This is a genomic window from Prochlorococcus sp. G4PB17 (genome assembly GCF_059772445.1).
Window position 1 is genome coordinate 790,515 of record NZ_CM186288.1, and the last position, 14,504, is coordinate 805,018.

Genomic DNA, 14,504 nt, shown 5'->3' on the forward strand with positions numbered 1-14,504 from the left:
TTTTCGTTTTAGTAATTGCGGTAAATATTTCCTCTAACAAACAAATCTATCAAAATTTTTACTCAATTAGTCCCATTAAGTGTAAGAATGTCTAAAGACAAAAAGCTATAAAGTAACGTGCAAGGTCAGACAAAATCCGTTTCCTTCGATGGTAGAGAGATAAAGCTCACTACAGGGAGATTTGCTCCACAAGCTGGTGGTTCAGTATTAATTGAATGTGGGGATACCTCCGTTCTTGTAACAGCAACACAATCGACAGGTCGAGAGGGAGTTGATTTCCTACCTTTAATGTGTGATTACGAAGAAAGGCTCTATGCAGCAGGAAGGATTCCAGGAAGCTTTATGCGTCGTGAAGGACGCCCTCCTGAAAGAGCAACTTTAATTTCAAGACTTATTGATCGTCCAATGAGACCTCTTTTCCCTGGTTGGATGAGAGACGACATACAAATAGTTGCAACATGCCTTTCCTTAGATGAAAGAGTTCCAGCAGATGTCCTAGCTGTTACCGGAGCTTCTATGGCAACATTAATAGCTGGTATACCTTTCCAAGGCCCAATGGCTGCTGTTCGAGTTGGACTTTTGGGAGATGATTTTGTTCTTAATCCAAGTTATCGAGAAATAGAAAGAGGTGATCTTGATTTGGTAGTAGCAGGGACTCCAGATGGCGTAGTTATGGTTGAAGCTGGAGCTAATCAACTATCAGAACAAGATGTTATTGAAGCAATTGATTTTGGCTATGAAGCTATTACTGAATTAATTAATGCACAGAAGGAAGTTTTAAAAGAATCAGGTATAAAACAAGAAATGCCTGATGCGCCTAAAGTTGATGACACAATTTCGAACTACTTAGATAAAAATTGTACAAAATCAATTAGTGAGATTCTAAAAAATTTCGAGCAAACAAAAAAAGAAAGAGATAATAAGATTGAAGAAATAAAGACCAATATTTCATCAAAAATAGATGGACTAAAAGATGATAATGCTGTTAAAAAATCTGTTTCGACAAATAGCAAGCTACTAGAAAATAGCTTTAAAGCTTTAACCAAAAAATTAATGAGAGATCAAATAATTAATGACGGTAAAAGAGTCGACGGAAGAGAATTAAATGAAGTCAGAGAAATTGATGCCGCTGCCGCCGTTTTACCTAACAGAGTACATGGATCAGCTTTATTTCAAAGAGGTTTAACTCAAGTTCTTTCTACAGCAACATTAGGAACTCCTAGCGATGCTCAAGAAATGGACGATTTAAATCCAAGTACAGATAAGACCTACATTCATCACTACAACTTCCCTCCTTACTCTGTAGGAGAAACTCGTCCAATGAGAACTCCTGGTAGAAGAGAAGTTGGTCATGGAGCATTAGCAGAAAGAGCTTTAATGCCAGTTCTGCCAGCAAAAGATACTTTTCCCTATGTTTTAAGAGTTGTTAGTGAAGTACTCAGTTCAAATGGCTCAACATCAATGGCTTCAGTATGTGGAAGCACCTTAGCACTTATGGATGCAGGCGTACCTTTGAAAGCTCCTGTAGGTGGAGCAGCGATGGGCTTAATTAAAGAAGGAAAAGAAGTGAAAATTTTAACTGATATTCAAGGAATTGAAGACTTTCTTGGAGATATGGATTTTAAAGTTGCCGGTACAGAAAAAGGAATTACAGCCTTGCAAATGGATATGAAAATAACTGGTCTTCCAATTGAGACAATTGGTGAAGCCATTAATCAAGCACTTCCTGCTAGGACTCACATTTTAGGAAAAATGTTAGAGGCAATTGAGACACCAAAAGATAATCTTTCACCTCATGCTCCAAGACTATTAAGTTTTAGAATAGACCCAGAATTAATTGGTACCGTCATAGGACCTGGAGGAAGAACAATAAAAGGAATTACAGAAAGAACTAACACAAAGATTGATATAGAAGATGGAGGAATAGTAACTATTGCTTCACATGATGGAGCGGCAGCAGAGGAGGCACAGAGAATTATTGAAGGCTTAACAAGAAAGGTACATGAAGGAGAAATATTCTCAGGCTCAATAACTAGAATTATTCCGATTGGCGCATTTGTCGAAATTCTTCCTGGCAAAGAAGGAATGATCCATATTTCTCAATTATCAGAAGCAAGGGTTGAAAAAGTTGAAGATGTTGTAAAAGTCGGGGACCAAGTGACTGTCAGAGTCAGAGAAATAGATAATCGTGGCCGTATTAATTTAACTTTAAGAGGAGTTCCTCAAAATGGAGGGATGAATAATTATCCCGAGCCAACCCCTACTCCGGTAGCCCCGCTCACCTAACAATCAAACTTTATATTCAGATTCCTTTTCTTTAGAGAAGAACTCCATAGCTTTTTGACAAATCTTCTCATGGGATTTTCCATGGCTTGCTATCAAGCAACCTGACTGGGAATAGTTGGGATTTTTATAGATCAATTTCCTTCCATCTGCATGAGAAAAAACCCCACCAGCGGCCTCAATAATCGCATGTGGTGCGGCCATATCCCAATCTTTTGGAGAAGTTTTACCAGATAAAGAGATATAAACATCTGCTTCTCCCCTCAAAATTGATGCGACTTTGCATCCAACACTTCCTATTTGTTTAGTTTCAGCAAAGCACAAAGTTGATAAAAGATTTAAAAGTTTTGTTTGTTGATGATTTTTGCTTGAGACAAGAACCATTTCGGAAATATCTAGCCTTTTACTAAAACAAACATCCTTTTTAGAGCCATTACGATTTTCATACCATGTGCCACTTCCAATGATTCCAAACCATAGCTCATTCTTTTCTGGAATTAAAACTACCCCTATTTTTGGTTTTCTTTTATGAACCAAAGCAATATGAACCGCATAGTTTTCAGAGCCTTGAAGAAAGTCTTTTGTTCCATCAAGTGGATCGAGAATCCAACACCAATCACTTATGTATTGATCTTCCTGAAAAGTTTTTTCCTTAGAATTTTCTTCACTTAAAATATCCCATTCTTTAAAAGAAAGATTATCCTTTAAACCAGAGATCAATAATTTATTAACCGCCGTGTCAGCTGCTGAAACAGGTCCATCTCCACCTTCTTCTACAGTTAAAGATTTTGGGAATCCATAAGGAGGTTTTTCTCCACGAGCATATGCCATCAAAACATCAGCAGCAGCCCAGCTCAGCTTTCTAAGCTCATCCAATAAAGTCTTTAATTCGACCTCTTTGGGTACAACAGGATCAATTGACATAATGGATTCAAGTAATAATCACCAATCTCAACAAGAAAAATCTGAACCTTGCCCAGGGACTCTTTATATAGTTGGGACCCCAATTGGAAACTTAGGTGATCTGTCTCCTAGGGCAAAAAACATTTTAAATAATGTATCACTCATAGCCTGCGAAGATACTCGAAGAAGTGGAAAACTATTGAAAACAATAGACTCTAATGTACCTCTTCTTAGTTATCACAAACATAATTTCAAAAGTCGGCAATCTCAATTATTAGAAATTTTAAAAGACAATGGGAGTATTGCTCTTATTAGTGATGCTGGTTTACCAGGGATCAATGACCCTGGCGAAGAGCTTGTTTATGCTGCGAAGTCAAAGAGCCATAATGTGATTTGTATACCTGGTCCCTGCGCAGCGACAACAGCATTAGTAATAAGTGGCTTACCTTCTCAAAGATTTTGCTTTGAAGGATTTCTTCCCAAAAAACTAAATATTAGGAAAAAACGTCTAGAAGATATTGCGAAAGAAAACAGAACGACAATAATCTATGAATCGCCCCATCAGTTAATAAAACTGTTAGAAGATTTATCAATTGCATGTGGGAAAGACCGACCTATTCAAGTCGCTAGAGAACTTACAAAAAGATACGAAGAATCAATTGGAAATACGATAGAAAAGGTACTAGCATATTTTATTATCAACAAGCCAAAGGGAGAATTTACAATTGTTCTGGGAGGAAATAATAATAAGCAAAAGAACAAAATAAGTGAATTAGAAGCATTAAATAAACTAAATATATTAATAAAGCAAGGAGAGAGATCTAATATCGCAGCAAGAAAAGTTGCAGAAGAAACAGGTTTTGAAAAAAAATGGCTTTATTCCAAATTACATAAGAGACTTGACAAATAAACTTTTTCGCTTAAAGCTAATTAAAAGTATATATCAATAAAAGTTTTCGTTAATGTTTTTTAGACTTCAACTTTTAACTCTTAATATTGCTAGTGCAATATTATTAATTTTCTTTCTCTGCCTTGGGTCCCAAAACCTAGAAAAAAGATATAGTTTAGATCTTTTCATAAATAAAACTGTAGCTCTTCCAATTGGTTTCTTGATTGGTAGTTCATTTACTTTAGGAATAATTACTGGAGGTTTAACTTCAGTAATGATGATTAAAAATAATGATTAAAAATAAATTTTATAAGCCTAATCATCTAAAGCAATTATTGAATCTTCAAGAATTAACCTTGTAATACCTTTTGAAATTAAATATGGTTTAGAAATTTTAAAAATACCTGTATTTGGTATTTTAATAACTCTTTGATTTTTTGAACAACTTCTCTTAGCAGTTCGCTGATTAGCAAATAATAAAATCGCATTTCTTTGTAATTCATTTTCAGGTAAGAAGCTCCATTCAGGCAAAGCAGAAATAGGTTGTAACTCAAGTTCAACTTTTTTATCCACAATCATATAAACACTTTCAGGAAGACTTTCATAATTAAGAACCTCAAAATCTGATATTTTTCTCTCTTCATCAAAATCAAAGCCAGAAATTAAAGGGGCTATTATTTCTATTTTGTTTTCTTCATTTTGATTACTTTTATTTATATCTTGTTTTTTATAATCATGATTATCTAATGAGAAATTATCTTCATCTTCAACCGCTAAAGAATCTATATTGTTATTCTCGTTACTGTAATAATCTTCGTTTAATTTTTCCGTTAAATCATTTTGAGTTATACTATCCTTTGTTGAATTTAAAGATTTTTTTTGTTCTACATCTACTTTTTGATCTTTTATCGTTGAATTAACAACCATTCCACCATTTTTATTGCTAATTTTTGATCTTTTTTCCTTTAAAAGTATATATTCACTATCTGATAATAAGTTTTTAACTGTTCTATTTACAGTATTAGAAGTACAACTATATTTTTCAGCTATGACATTAGTATTTTCTCCAGCCCTATATGCCTCGAGAATTTCGGCTCTTTGATTCTTTGTCAACCTTCTTGAAATCATTTCTATCGTTTCTACTTTTCCAAGATAAGACCTAAACAACAGAAGTAGTTAAAAAAAGTCTCAACCTACAAAAAACTCACATAAAAATCAGATGCTCAACAAAATAGTCAAATATCACTAAAAGATTTACAAAAACTCATTTCTTAGAGCACAAATTTTATGCACATATCATTTGTGAAGAGTCCTTTTCAAAAAAATTTTAGCCAATCAGTTGTTGGTCTCCTTAATTCTGCTTGTTGCGAGCTATGTCAGTATGTAATCTTGAAGAGTTGATTTTTCAAGGCAAAGCATCATTATCGTTTTCCCTTGAAGATCTCCTCTGGCTCCCTTAGCTCAGCTGGATAGAGCAACTGCCTTCTAAGCAGTGGGCCGCTGGTTCGAATCCAGCAGGGAGCGTAGTCAAACCCATGTGATACCAGGAGATTACAGTAATTACACTAAGATCTGCTCCATAGCTTGCTATGGAGCAGATATGGCTAAATATTGCTAACATGCGCATAATTTAAAAACTCGGAGAAAGATGCTGATTTTCTTCGCCGTGTTCACTTCTGCGCCCGAGGGATGAGAGGAAAACCAAATAACGATGAGGATTCAGGAAGGTTTAGGGCCAAGTAATCAAAAATCGACTTGCATGTTGGATATTGAGTGGAAAGCAGCCAATCAGACCCAGATTTTGAAGACAATAGAGGACTTAAAACGGCTTGTATACGAGAGAAATCTATCTCTAAATGAGGCAAAAACTGCTATTTGCACCCATAAATCAGGTCGATTCAAGCTCTGAAAATTAGCAAGCTTTGAAGGATTCATTCCTACCTTGAAAGCAAGTCCGATCGGAGAAGCACAACTCTTAAAGACATAAACAGCCGACATAATAATTTACTGGAAACTTTGCAGAAGACTCCGAAACCGCGAACTGGTCAAGATGCGATGAGAGTTTATACAAAAATAGGTAGTAAGTGTTCAAAAAAATGTAAGTCACCTATGACACTTTTGCTGTCCAACTACTCCTTATAGAGGCGCTCAAAAGGGTTAGAATTTAAAACAAATAAATTCAGAAGAAAATGGTCTATTCATTGGAAACTGATATAAAAGAAATGTTAGATATTTCAAAAGAAGCTCACATAACGTCTACCGATGCGCAGAAAGTTGGTGAAATTTTAAGTCGGTACTTTAGGTCACACAAAAGAAATCAATCTTTTCAATCAATAAAAGACCAAATAATTGTAAAATTTGATGAATTCCTTCCTTATTTTGATCTAAACAACGGTACAAGATTTGCCAGTAATTTTTATCTTTTCTGCTATACACTTTCAAAGAATAATTATATTGATGTTCAAAACCAGATTTATTCCAACATTGCAATACCTTTCCAAAGATGGGTTAATAAAAAAGGGACAAAATTTTCTGCCTTACTAGACAGTATTCCAATAGGTAAAGATTACGTATTTATTTGCAGAAGGGCTACAGCGAATGGGGTATATGCACCTGGCAAATCAATTTACACCTATGCAGAAGCTTTACTTTCACGTGGCGAAAATGTTTGGATAATTGTACTTTGGAGTTCAGATGAACAATTCATGGGTTTAAAGAAAAAATATACGAAACTTAAGATAAGTGTACTATTTAAAGCAAATTTAGAAGTGAATTTAATATCAGTAATCGAAATTCTCAAATTAGCTGAACCTAAGGTTATTTTAACAGAATCTGTATTTGATTTACCCTCTGTATTGGCTATTTTAAACTCAAAAATTCCTACTATTTATTTATCACAAACTTTTTATAATCTACCTTGGTATGACTCTATAGGTTTAATGACAGATATAGATTCAAAACATGAAGGAAGATCAAAGAAAGACTTTTTTGATATTCCAGTATGGATTAGTCTTGATATTTTGGCTCCTAATATTGATTTTAAATTAGTTGAACAAGCCAAAGCTAAATTAGGAATTAAAAAGCATGATTTTGTGATTGGAGCATTTAACCGAATGGAGAAATATACAGAACCCTTCCTTGAATTTCTTTGCAGATTACTAAATAAAGATGAACGAATTAAGATACTTCTAGCGGGGCCTAATAATCAGGATACTGTAAATAAAAGATTAAAGAGATACATTAAAGAAGGTAGAGCGATTGTTTTGGGAACTGTAAACGTAAATATTTTTAGTCACTGTCTTGATCTTGGTGTAGATACTTTTCCACTTCACTCTGGATATTCGGTTTTAGAACTTATGGCTAAAAAAATACCGGTTATTACAAAGAAAGATAAGTATCTAGGATCTTTAATTAATTATAGATTGCCAGAAACAATAAAAAGTGAAGAAAGGGATCTCGAATCTCTTGTTATAAACTTAATCAATGATTCCATATTGCTCGAAGATTATAAAAAGAAAACAAATAATTTCATGAAAACTCTTGATAAAAGTAAGATATTTTTAAAAGCATTAGACGATAGATTGAATATTCTAAACCAAGCTGAAAATATAAATAATCAAATCTAATTAGACAATTATAATGCCTTAAAACAAGTAGATTAAAAGAACTAGCAGATCAATAATTTGATAAATACTAAATAACATTTAATCAACTTCAGAAATTTCTATAGTGACTTGTGCATCTTTGCAGTTAAGTATTAATCTATTATTTTCAATAAAAATATTTTTATCATGGGAATTATTAAGCGGATTAATGTTCCTTACAGACTTAAGAAAAACTTTTCTTTTTTCAAGTACAATATAAGCACCTTTAGTGTAAGGAGGAGTATGTGCTCTTATGAAATTATAAACATCTAAGCTAGACGAATTAATATTCAATTCCATATCACATAATGTTCTTTTATGGAAATAAGTTGCTTTAGTACTATCTTGATGTACAGGTTTAATCTTATTAGATAAAACTCTTAAAAGAATATTAGGCAACCATTCTTCAACGACCAAATGAGCCTTAGCAAATAGATTATTAATATCATCATTATCATCTATTTCAACCTCACATTGGCCATATATAGGACCTGCATCTATTTCTCTTATAACTTTATGCAATGTAAAACCTGATTTTTTTTCACCATTAATCATTGCCCATGTAAATGCATGCCTTCCTCTATATTTAGGAAGAAGTGAATTATGCAGGTTCAATACAAGTTTTTGATTAGAAAGTATTTTCTCCGATAATATATATTTCCATGAAAGTAAAAGAATATTTTTACTTTTCAATTTGCAAAGTTCTTTTTTAGTCGTAATCACATTTTCAACTATCCCTAAATCTGTAATTCTTTGTATTAAATTAGATCTCTTATCGAATGAGGTAGCTATAAATAATTTTTCCACTTATGGCCTAAAGACAAATGTATTTCTAAGTACTGGAAAGGCTCCGAAGTTTTCTTTATGTCTGATTAAACCTTCATTAATCTCCCTAGCAATTGTTACTGTGCCCAAGTCAATATAGTTCATATTAAGCTTAAATCCATTTTCTATTCTATTCAAAAGTAGTTGATCTATAGCTGAATACTGCCTAGAGAATTCATCTTGATCCCATGAAACAAGCAACGATATATTATTAAGTCTTACTTCTATTATTGCAGTACGAAGTATCTCTTCAGAGCAAAAGCTACCACTTAGGAAAACCTTTTCAGGAAATCTTTCTACTTGTCTAATTAATTTTTCTTTTGTATACCCAAATTTATATCCTTTATCTCTTTTAACCTTAGCTAGAAAATCAAAACATTGACTTGCATTAATTGGTTTTATTATATAGCCAGCTCGAAATGCTTTCTTACTATTTCTTAAAACACTAGATTTAGGTTTCAAACTATTTTTACTAATAATATAATTAACTTCACCTACAGATATTGCGCCTGAAAGTTCAAGGGAAGATCTTAATGCAGAAGATAATTCTAATGGATAATAAATATCTGGGGCGAGTCTAATAGTAATTGATGATATATCTTTGTGTTTTGTAAATAGATATTCCTTTAACTCAATAAAAGAAACTCGCAATTTATTAAATCTTGGAGGTTTGATCAATTTATTAGAGAAAGAGATGCCACCAAAACTTGCCCCTGGACCAGTAACAATCTTCCCATTATTTACTGTATAAATGCATCTTATATCTCCAATTTCTGCTATGTATGATTTTCCAAATATTGAAGTATAATGAGTTTCATCAAATAAGCCATGTAAATTATCCTTCTGAACCATATTTAATCTCTTAAAGATTTACATTTTATATTAATCCACACAAATTTATACCAAGTTTTTATTTTTAACAAGCTGTACATATTTTTTTTTGCATTCCTTGTTCGAGTCCATTGCCATCGCAGTCACCCTTCTAGCCAAATCTTCTTATACAAGTTCTTCTTTGAGCACAGTAAGTATCCTTTTCTCAATCCCAAAGCTCAATTGAATCATCTCTAGCCTTGAACCATTCACTATCAAGAATAGATAGAGGCTCCCTTTGCTCCTTAAACCACGGCCCTCCAAGGGTTCGTGAAAAGGCGGAATTTGTTGCTTCTGCGACAATTAAAAAAATATATTAAATTATTTTTAACAGTTAAATCTTCATAACAATAGATTAAGATTTTTACAATTTAATTAGTCAATTTATATAAGAAAGGAAGAATAGCTAAAATTTATTTTATTTATAACTTTTAAGTAAATTAAATTCTATCACAAAAATAATCGCTTAGTATACAAGCTAAAGTGGGTATTCATTTTTTCTTAATATTGATGGAGGAGATGGAGGCCCTGAATTAAAATAAACTTTTCTGCTAGGAAATGATATTTTATCTTTGACAATATCAAAACTACAAATTCGAGAATATTGATTTATCTCTGGGATCCAAATTTTGTCATCGAAATATGATAGATAATATGGAGTGCCTAAGAATTCTGAAGATATATCAGTCGCAGTTCCATTCTCTATTTCTGATAAATTTTTGAATAGAAAAGCTTTTTTTGGTGTACATGTAAGGATTGCTGATTGATTAGAGAAAAAATACAGATCATTGGGTCGAATATATAAGCGATTTAAGTTAATAGTTGATATAAAAGTTAAGCTATTCCTACACAATTTATATATAACAATTTTATAATTACCAATAAAGTAAATCAAGTCACCCCAAATAGTTATTGAACGACAATATTGACCTTGAAGCTCTGGAATTAATTGGGCGCTTTTTATAAATACCTTTCCTTGATTATAACCTAAAGAAAATATTGTTTGATCTAGAGAAGAAATGATGTAGAAAGTATCGGTTTTAGAGCAATAGATTGATCTGTGAGGACGTATACCTATAGAAGTGATTATTTGTTTCAAGCATAAACCCTTACCATGAATTTCTCTGTAGATTCTAATTGCATTTTTCCCTGTGTCTTCCGCAATATATATCTCACCATTAGAAACTATGGAGTGTGGACCAGAAATTTCCTGATCTAAAACTCTCCATTTATTCATATTTGCCGAATATAATATCCTATGATGCCAACAATCAACAATGAAGTAGTTATTTTTTATTTTGGTTATATATGTAGGGGTGTAAAGTTTGTTTATATTAGAAATCATTATTTAAGAACAGATAACATTAACTAAATTCAAAATTAACTAAAAATCATAGATTAAAATCAATTAAACCTATATCATTAAATAAACAAAGAAGTAAATCTGTCAATCATCTTATTAATATGGATTCTTTTGAGGAAGCTAGAAAGATAAACGGAATAAGCTCTTTTACCGATAACTCAAAGGTATTAGACAAGTACGGTTTTAGAGGATTAGAGATACTTGGATCTGGAAAAGATGGAGTTACTTTTAAAGCAATCAAAGATGATAATCTTTTTGTGTGTAAAGTGCTTAAACAATATGCCAAGCAGTATTTGGATGTAACTAAACAAGTAATTTTAGAATTAGAGTCCACCAAGTCTAATCTTATTTATCCAGATATAATTGATGATCAAATTTTAGTAAGACCTTATTTACCTCTTCAAGAAGTTAATACTAGTCCTTATAAGTATTTAAATTTCTTGATCGATCTATGCGACTTGCAAATTGAATTAATTAAAATCAACCTTATTTATTGGGATCATGGGTTCGATAGACATATTAACTATATGTATAATAATGAAGAACTTTTATTAGTTGATTTTGGGGGGAATGGATTTCTATTTATTAATCCACTAGAAGTTCCAAATATAAAAGAAAGGAGACAGAATCTTCTCTTTTTTAATAACCTCTTTGCGCAATGTCAGTTACTTTTACATCTCAACTATATAGCTTTAGGTAAACGTTTTAAAGATCCATTGCCCTCAATAAGCCAAGTCTGTAGTAGCAATGATCTTAAAAAGATAGCGGCATTTGCAGCTAAATTACTCAATGGCTCTTATCTTAGTGGGATTCAAAGTCATATTCTAAATTCAGACCTTAAGACACAAGAAGGTTGGAATTATATTAAGGATTGGTGCATTTCTAGACTTGAAAAGAACAATGACTTTTTGCATGAGCCCGCTGATGTTCAAATTGTAAAAAAGGAAAAAGATCAAATCACAGTTAATGGATACCAGTCATATAAAATTATAAATAATATCGTATTGCCTATAGATAAAGGAGGATCTGGATTATGGAGCTCTAAGAAAAAATATGATATTGTTAAAACAGCACTGAATCACTGTTGCAATAAATTTAGAATATCATCTGTTCTTGATTTAGGTTCCAATTTAGGGATGCATTCTTTTACTTCTTCTTTGGAATTTAGAGTCCCTGAAGTTATAGGAATTGATTATAATAATGACTATATAGATATATGCAGAAAAATCACAAAATTATTAGAGGTGAAATCTAAAATTACATTTATTTGTAAAAAATTTGAGCAAGTAGAGGAAAAAGCTGATGTTGTTATTTTGATGGGACTTATTCATCATATTTATCATCGAACTGAAAATTTTGGAGACCTTAATGATATTGTAAAAAAGATTCGCCGATTAACTCGTAAATGTGCAATTATAGAATTTCCTGATGAAACTGATCAGAAAGCGATTAAATGGACAAATATGATTGGAAGGGTTAAAAAGGATGCTTATACAAAAAGCCTATTTAATAAAGCACTCAATAGGTATTTTTCACAGATTGATATCATAGGAGAAATTAATGGCAGCAGAACAACTTTTATCTGTTATGTTTGAAATAAGTCTTAAATATTTTGCTTAAATAATCATGAGAAGCAAAATATTGATTTTGTTCGAATAATTAAAAGATATATTGTAATCAAGAGGTGATTAATGAATGCTTCTACTGATTTAGTTCAGATCATATAGAAGTATGAAAATTAGCGATTTCAAAATTATCATTACTATCTTTAAAAATAAAGTATTTTATTTAAAACGTCTTATTTAGATATGTTTATATTTAAGTAATTGTTAAAAAGTTAAAAATTCTATCTTTCACTCGATTCATTCTTTTCGATATAATCTTTGGCAAATGATGCCCCCAATTTTTTCCTTTTAGGTCCTTTTAAATGATCAAAAAACTGACCTAGCCCAGTATTAATAAATGGGTGATCAGTATGCGAAAATTCTCCTGAAATGTTTTTGAAGAGAAGACCTTTTTGCTCGTACTCCTGCCTAACATAATCCCATAACCATGAGTCAGTCCATTGTTTTTGTGTGAAAAATTCTCCGGTCAGATACATATCTTCCATTCTTCTTAGGAATGGATCTATTTGTGGATGTTCCGAATTAAAGCCTAGAAATCCTGTCTCAGAATAAGGATAGGGGGAAGGGAAATTATCTCGTCCTAAGTAGCTCATGAGTTGATTTCTCTCTGGCATAAAAGGATAAATATCCTGCGATGAAAAGTTTTTCAGACACCTAACATCTGCATCTATCCAGGCAAAAGGTAGTGAACTTTTATCTTTCTTTTTCGACAGAATCAAGGAAAAAATTTTAAAAGAAAAGCGAATAGCATCAAACCGGAAGTCATGGAAAAGCTTAGTCTCAATCTTTCCATTAGGCAGCTTCTGTTGCAATAGCTTATAGCCGTTTGCTTCATATAATTTGCCAAATAAACTTTTAAATCTTGGATGGTTGGAATCCTTTATTTCTAAACAGTTTAGTCCTGGAAGGAGAGCCAAGCCATTAGGAATACCATCCTCGAAAACAATATTTAAAAAAATTTCATTGCTTTTATTTTGAAGAAATTCCCTTATAAATCGTTCTCCATAATCTAAATATAGTCTTTGGTTCATTGAGCTTACAAAAATAAATTCTCTCATTTTGAACAAGGCTATAAAACAGGATTTTCAAGAGTCTTAGACATAAATCATCTTATAACATGTGAACATTAATTATGATAACTTTGAAGTTCCTAAAGTTAAACTATTTCAGTTCCTTTTCTAGGATTATTAACTTATAGTTTTTTTATCTTTAGCTTTATAAGCATATTCATTTACAAACTCAATAGATCAACAAGATAAATCTAGAACTGGTTTTTGCTATTAATTGTGATAAATAGCTATTAACGTAAGCTCATGAAAAATTAGTGAAAAATTAAATCTTCTTTTAAAGTTCTTCTTTGAGCACAGTATCCTTTTCTCAATCCCAAAGCTCAATTGAATCATCTCTAGCCTTGAACCATTCACTATCAAGAATACCTAAAGGCTCGCGTTGTTCCTTAAACCAAGGCCCGCCTAGAGTCCAATGACAAATATCAATAGAAGAATTGGGTGTCTTCTTATCTAAAATAAGGTGATTCCAGCTGCTGTGGATCTCACCAATTTTTTTTTCATCATCTAGCCAATTGAAACGATGTAAATCCAATCCCGAAGCAGAATTTACATATTCAATCGAAAGGTGTGTGCATGCAGCACAATTGAAGAGTATTAATGAGCTCCAATTTTTTTTAGGATAGGCTGTCTGCACTTCTCCTTGAAATTTAAAATTTTCGGATGGATTGTGTTCATGTTTCACACACATGACCGAATATTTATCGTCTTTGAGATCCCACAAACGTTTAATGTCACTTTTACATAGCATGTCGCAATCCATGAAAATAGCCCATCCATTAAAATCCATTAAGAAAGGAACTAAGAAGCGGGTGAATGAAAAATCTGTAGATTGCTTAGGGTCTCTATTTCGAAAATAATACTTTTTTTTAATTAGTTGAGCGTTTACTAATGGTGTGATTGAAAGTGGTGCGGAACTTTTCTGATACAGACTATCTATTAAAACATTAGTTGCAGCTCTTTCTCTATAGTCATAGCCAATAAATATAGGAATTAGAGAATCAGGCATTTATAAATGCTATCATAGAATTTATA

General features: G+C 32.2%; 12 protein-coding genes and 1 tRNA gene. 6 read left to right on the plus strand and 7 right to left on the minus strand.

The window, feature by feature from the left end; genetic code table 11:
• The first annotated feature begins 117 nt into the window (after positions 1-117).
• Entirely contained in the window at positions 118-2,286 is a 2,169-nt protein-coding gene (locus AC6EJB_RS04965; protein ID WP_498492627.1) for a polyribonucleotide nucleotidyltransferase, read from the plus strand.
• 3 nt (positions 2,287-2,289) lie between these two features.
• Here AC6EJB_RS04965 and AC6EJB_RS04970 read toward each other — a convergent pair whose 3' ends face one another.
• Entirely contained in the window at positions 2,290-3,207 is a 918-nt protein-coding gene (locus tag AC6EJB_RS04970; protein ID WP_498492629.1) for a 3'(2'),5'-bisphosphate nucleotidase CysQ family protein, read from the minus strand.
• 1 nt (position 3,208) lies between these two features.
• Between AC6EJB_RS04970 and rsmI the strand changes: the two genes are divergently transcribed.
• Positions 3,209-4,096, plus strand: coding sequence for a 16S rRNA (cytidine(1402)-2'-O)-methyltransferase (gene rsmI, locus AC6EJB_RS04975; protein WP_498492631.1), 888 nt, complete (start codon positions 3,209-3,211; stop codon positions 4,094-4,096).
• Between the two features lie 52 nt (positions 4,097-4,148).
• The gene (locus AC6EJB_RS04980) at positions 4,149-4,373 is read left to right on the plus strand and encodes a hypothetical protein (protein WP_498492633.1); all 225 of its coding nucleotides are present in this window, start codon (positions 4,149-4,151) and stop codon (positions 4,371-4,373) included.
• A 17-nt stretch (positions 4,374-4,390) separates the two neighbouring features.
• Here AC6EJB_RS04980 and AC6EJB_RS04985 read toward each other — a convergent pair whose 3' ends face one another.
• Positions 4,391-5,203, minus strand: a complete 813-nt coding sequence (locus AC6EJB_RS04985; protein ID WP_498492635.1) for a helix-turn-helix domain-containing protein — start codon at positions 5,201-5,203, stop codon at positions 4,391-4,393.
• A gap of 322 nt (positions 5,204-5,525) precedes the next feature.
• On the opposite strand from AC6EJB_RS04985, the gene AC6EJB_RS04990 reads away from it, so the two are divergent.
• Positions 5,526-5,599 (plus strand) — tRNA-Arg (locus AC6EJB_RS04990).
• 665 nt (positions 5,600-6,264) lie between these two features.
• Positions 6,265-7,701, plus strand: coding sequence for a glycosyltransferase family protein (locus AC6EJB_RS04995; RefSeq protein ID WP_498492637.1), 1,437 nt, complete (start codon positions 6,265-6,267; stop codon positions 7,699-7,701).
• Positions 7,702-7,779: 78 nt separating this feature from the next.
• On the opposite strand, the gene AC6EJB_RS05000 is transcribed toward AC6EJB_RS04995, so the two are convergent.
• The 3 genes from AC6EJB_RS05000 to AC6EJB_RS05010 all read right to left on the minus strand — a co-directional run bounded on the left by AC6EJB_RS05000 (position 7,780) and on the right by AC6EJB_RS05010 (position 10,651).
• The gene (locus AC6EJB_RS05000) at positions 7,780-8,526 is read right to left on the minus strand and encodes a methionyl-tRNA formyltransferase (protein WP_498492639.1); all 747 of its coding nucleotides are present in this window, start codon (positions 8,524-8,526) and stop codon (positions 7,780-7,782) included.
• Complete coding sequence (locus AC6EJB_RS05005) at positions 8,527-9,396, minus strand: hypothetical protein (RefSeq protein ID WP_498492641.1); 870 nt, start codon at positions 9,394-9,396, stop codon at positions 8,527-8,529.
• A gap of 496 nt (positions 9,397-9,892) precedes the next feature.
• A complete protein-coding gene (locus tag AC6EJB_RS05010) occupies positions 9,893-10,651 on the minus strand; it encodes a hypothetical protein (RefSeq protein WP_498492643.1) in 759 nt (252 codons plus the stop codon).
• Positions 10,652-10,878: 227 nt separating this feature from the next.
• Here AC6EJB_RS05010 and AC6EJB_RS05015 point away from each other — a divergent pair, with 227 nt between their 5' ends.
• On the plus strand, positions 10,879-12,372 hold the full coding sequence (locus AC6EJB_RS05015; RefSeq protein WP_498492645.1) for a class I SAM-dependent methyltransferase: 1,494 nt from the start codon (positions 10,879-10,881) through the stop codon (positions 12,370-12,372).
• A gap of 251 nt (positions 12,373-12,623) precedes the next feature.
• On the opposite strand, the gene AC6EJB_RS05020 is transcribed toward AC6EJB_RS05015, so the two are convergent.
• Positions 12,624-13,433 (minus strand): hypothetical protein, encoded by an 810-nt coding sequence (locus AC6EJB_RS05020; protein ID WP_498492647.1) that lies wholly within the window; start codon positions 13,431-13,433, stop codon positions 12,624-12,626.
• A gap of 346 nt (positions 13,434-13,779) precedes the next feature.
• The gene (locus tag AC6EJB_RS05025) at positions 13,780-14,478 is read right to left on the minus strand and encodes a glycosyltransferase (protein WP_498492649.1); all 699 of its coding nucleotides are present in this window, start codon (positions 14,476-14,478) and stop codon (positions 13,780-13,782) included.
• Between the last annotated feature and the right edge of the window lie 26 nt (positions 14,479-14,504).

What these genes read in the sequence shown, in the direction of transcription:
- AC6EJB_RS04970 (WP_498492629.1), bottom strand. Translation starts at nt 3,207, where the DNA reads ATGTCAATTGATCCTGTTGTACCCAAAGAGGTCGAATTAAAGACTTTA.
- rsmI (WP_498492631.1), top strand. Translation starts at nt 3,209, where the DNA reads ATGGATTCAAGTAATAATCACCAATCTCAACAAGAAAAATCTGAACCT.
- AC6EJB_RS04980 (WP_498492633.1), top strand. Translation starts at nt 4,149, where the DNA reads ATGTTTTTTAGACTTCAACTTTTAACTCTTAATATTGCTAGTGCAATA.
- AC6EJB_RS04985 (WP_498492635.1), bottom strand. Translation starts at nt 5,203, where the DNA reads ATGATTTCAAGAAGGTTGACAAAGAATCAAAGAGCCGAAATTCTCGAG.
- AC6EJB_RS04995 (WP_498492637.1), top strand. Translation starts at nt 6,265, where the DNA reads ATGGTCTATTCATTGGAAACTGATATAAAAGAAATGTTAGATATTTCA.
- AC6EJB_RS05005 (WP_498492641.1), bottom strand. Translation starts at nt 9,396, where the DNA reads ATGGTTCAGAAGGATAATTTACATGGCTTATTTGATGAAACTCATTAT.
- AC6EJB_RS05010 (WP_498492643.1), bottom strand. Translation starts at nt 10,651, where the DNA reads ATGAATAAATGGAGAGTTTTAGATCAGGAAATTTCTGGTCCACACTCC.
- AC6EJB_RS05015 (WP_498492645.1), top strand. Translation starts at nt 10,879, where the DNA reads ATGGATTCTTTTGAGGAAGCTAGAAAGATAAACGGAATAAGCTCTTTT.
- AC6EJB_RS05020 (WP_498492647.1), bottom strand. Translation starts at nt 13,433, where the DNA reads ATGAACCAAAGACTATATTTAGATTATGGAGAACGATTTATAAGGGAA.
- AC6EJB_RS05025 (WP_498492649.1), bottom strand. Translation starts at nt 14,478, where the DNA reads ATGCCTGATTCTCTAATTCCTATATTTATTGGCTATGACTATAGAGAA.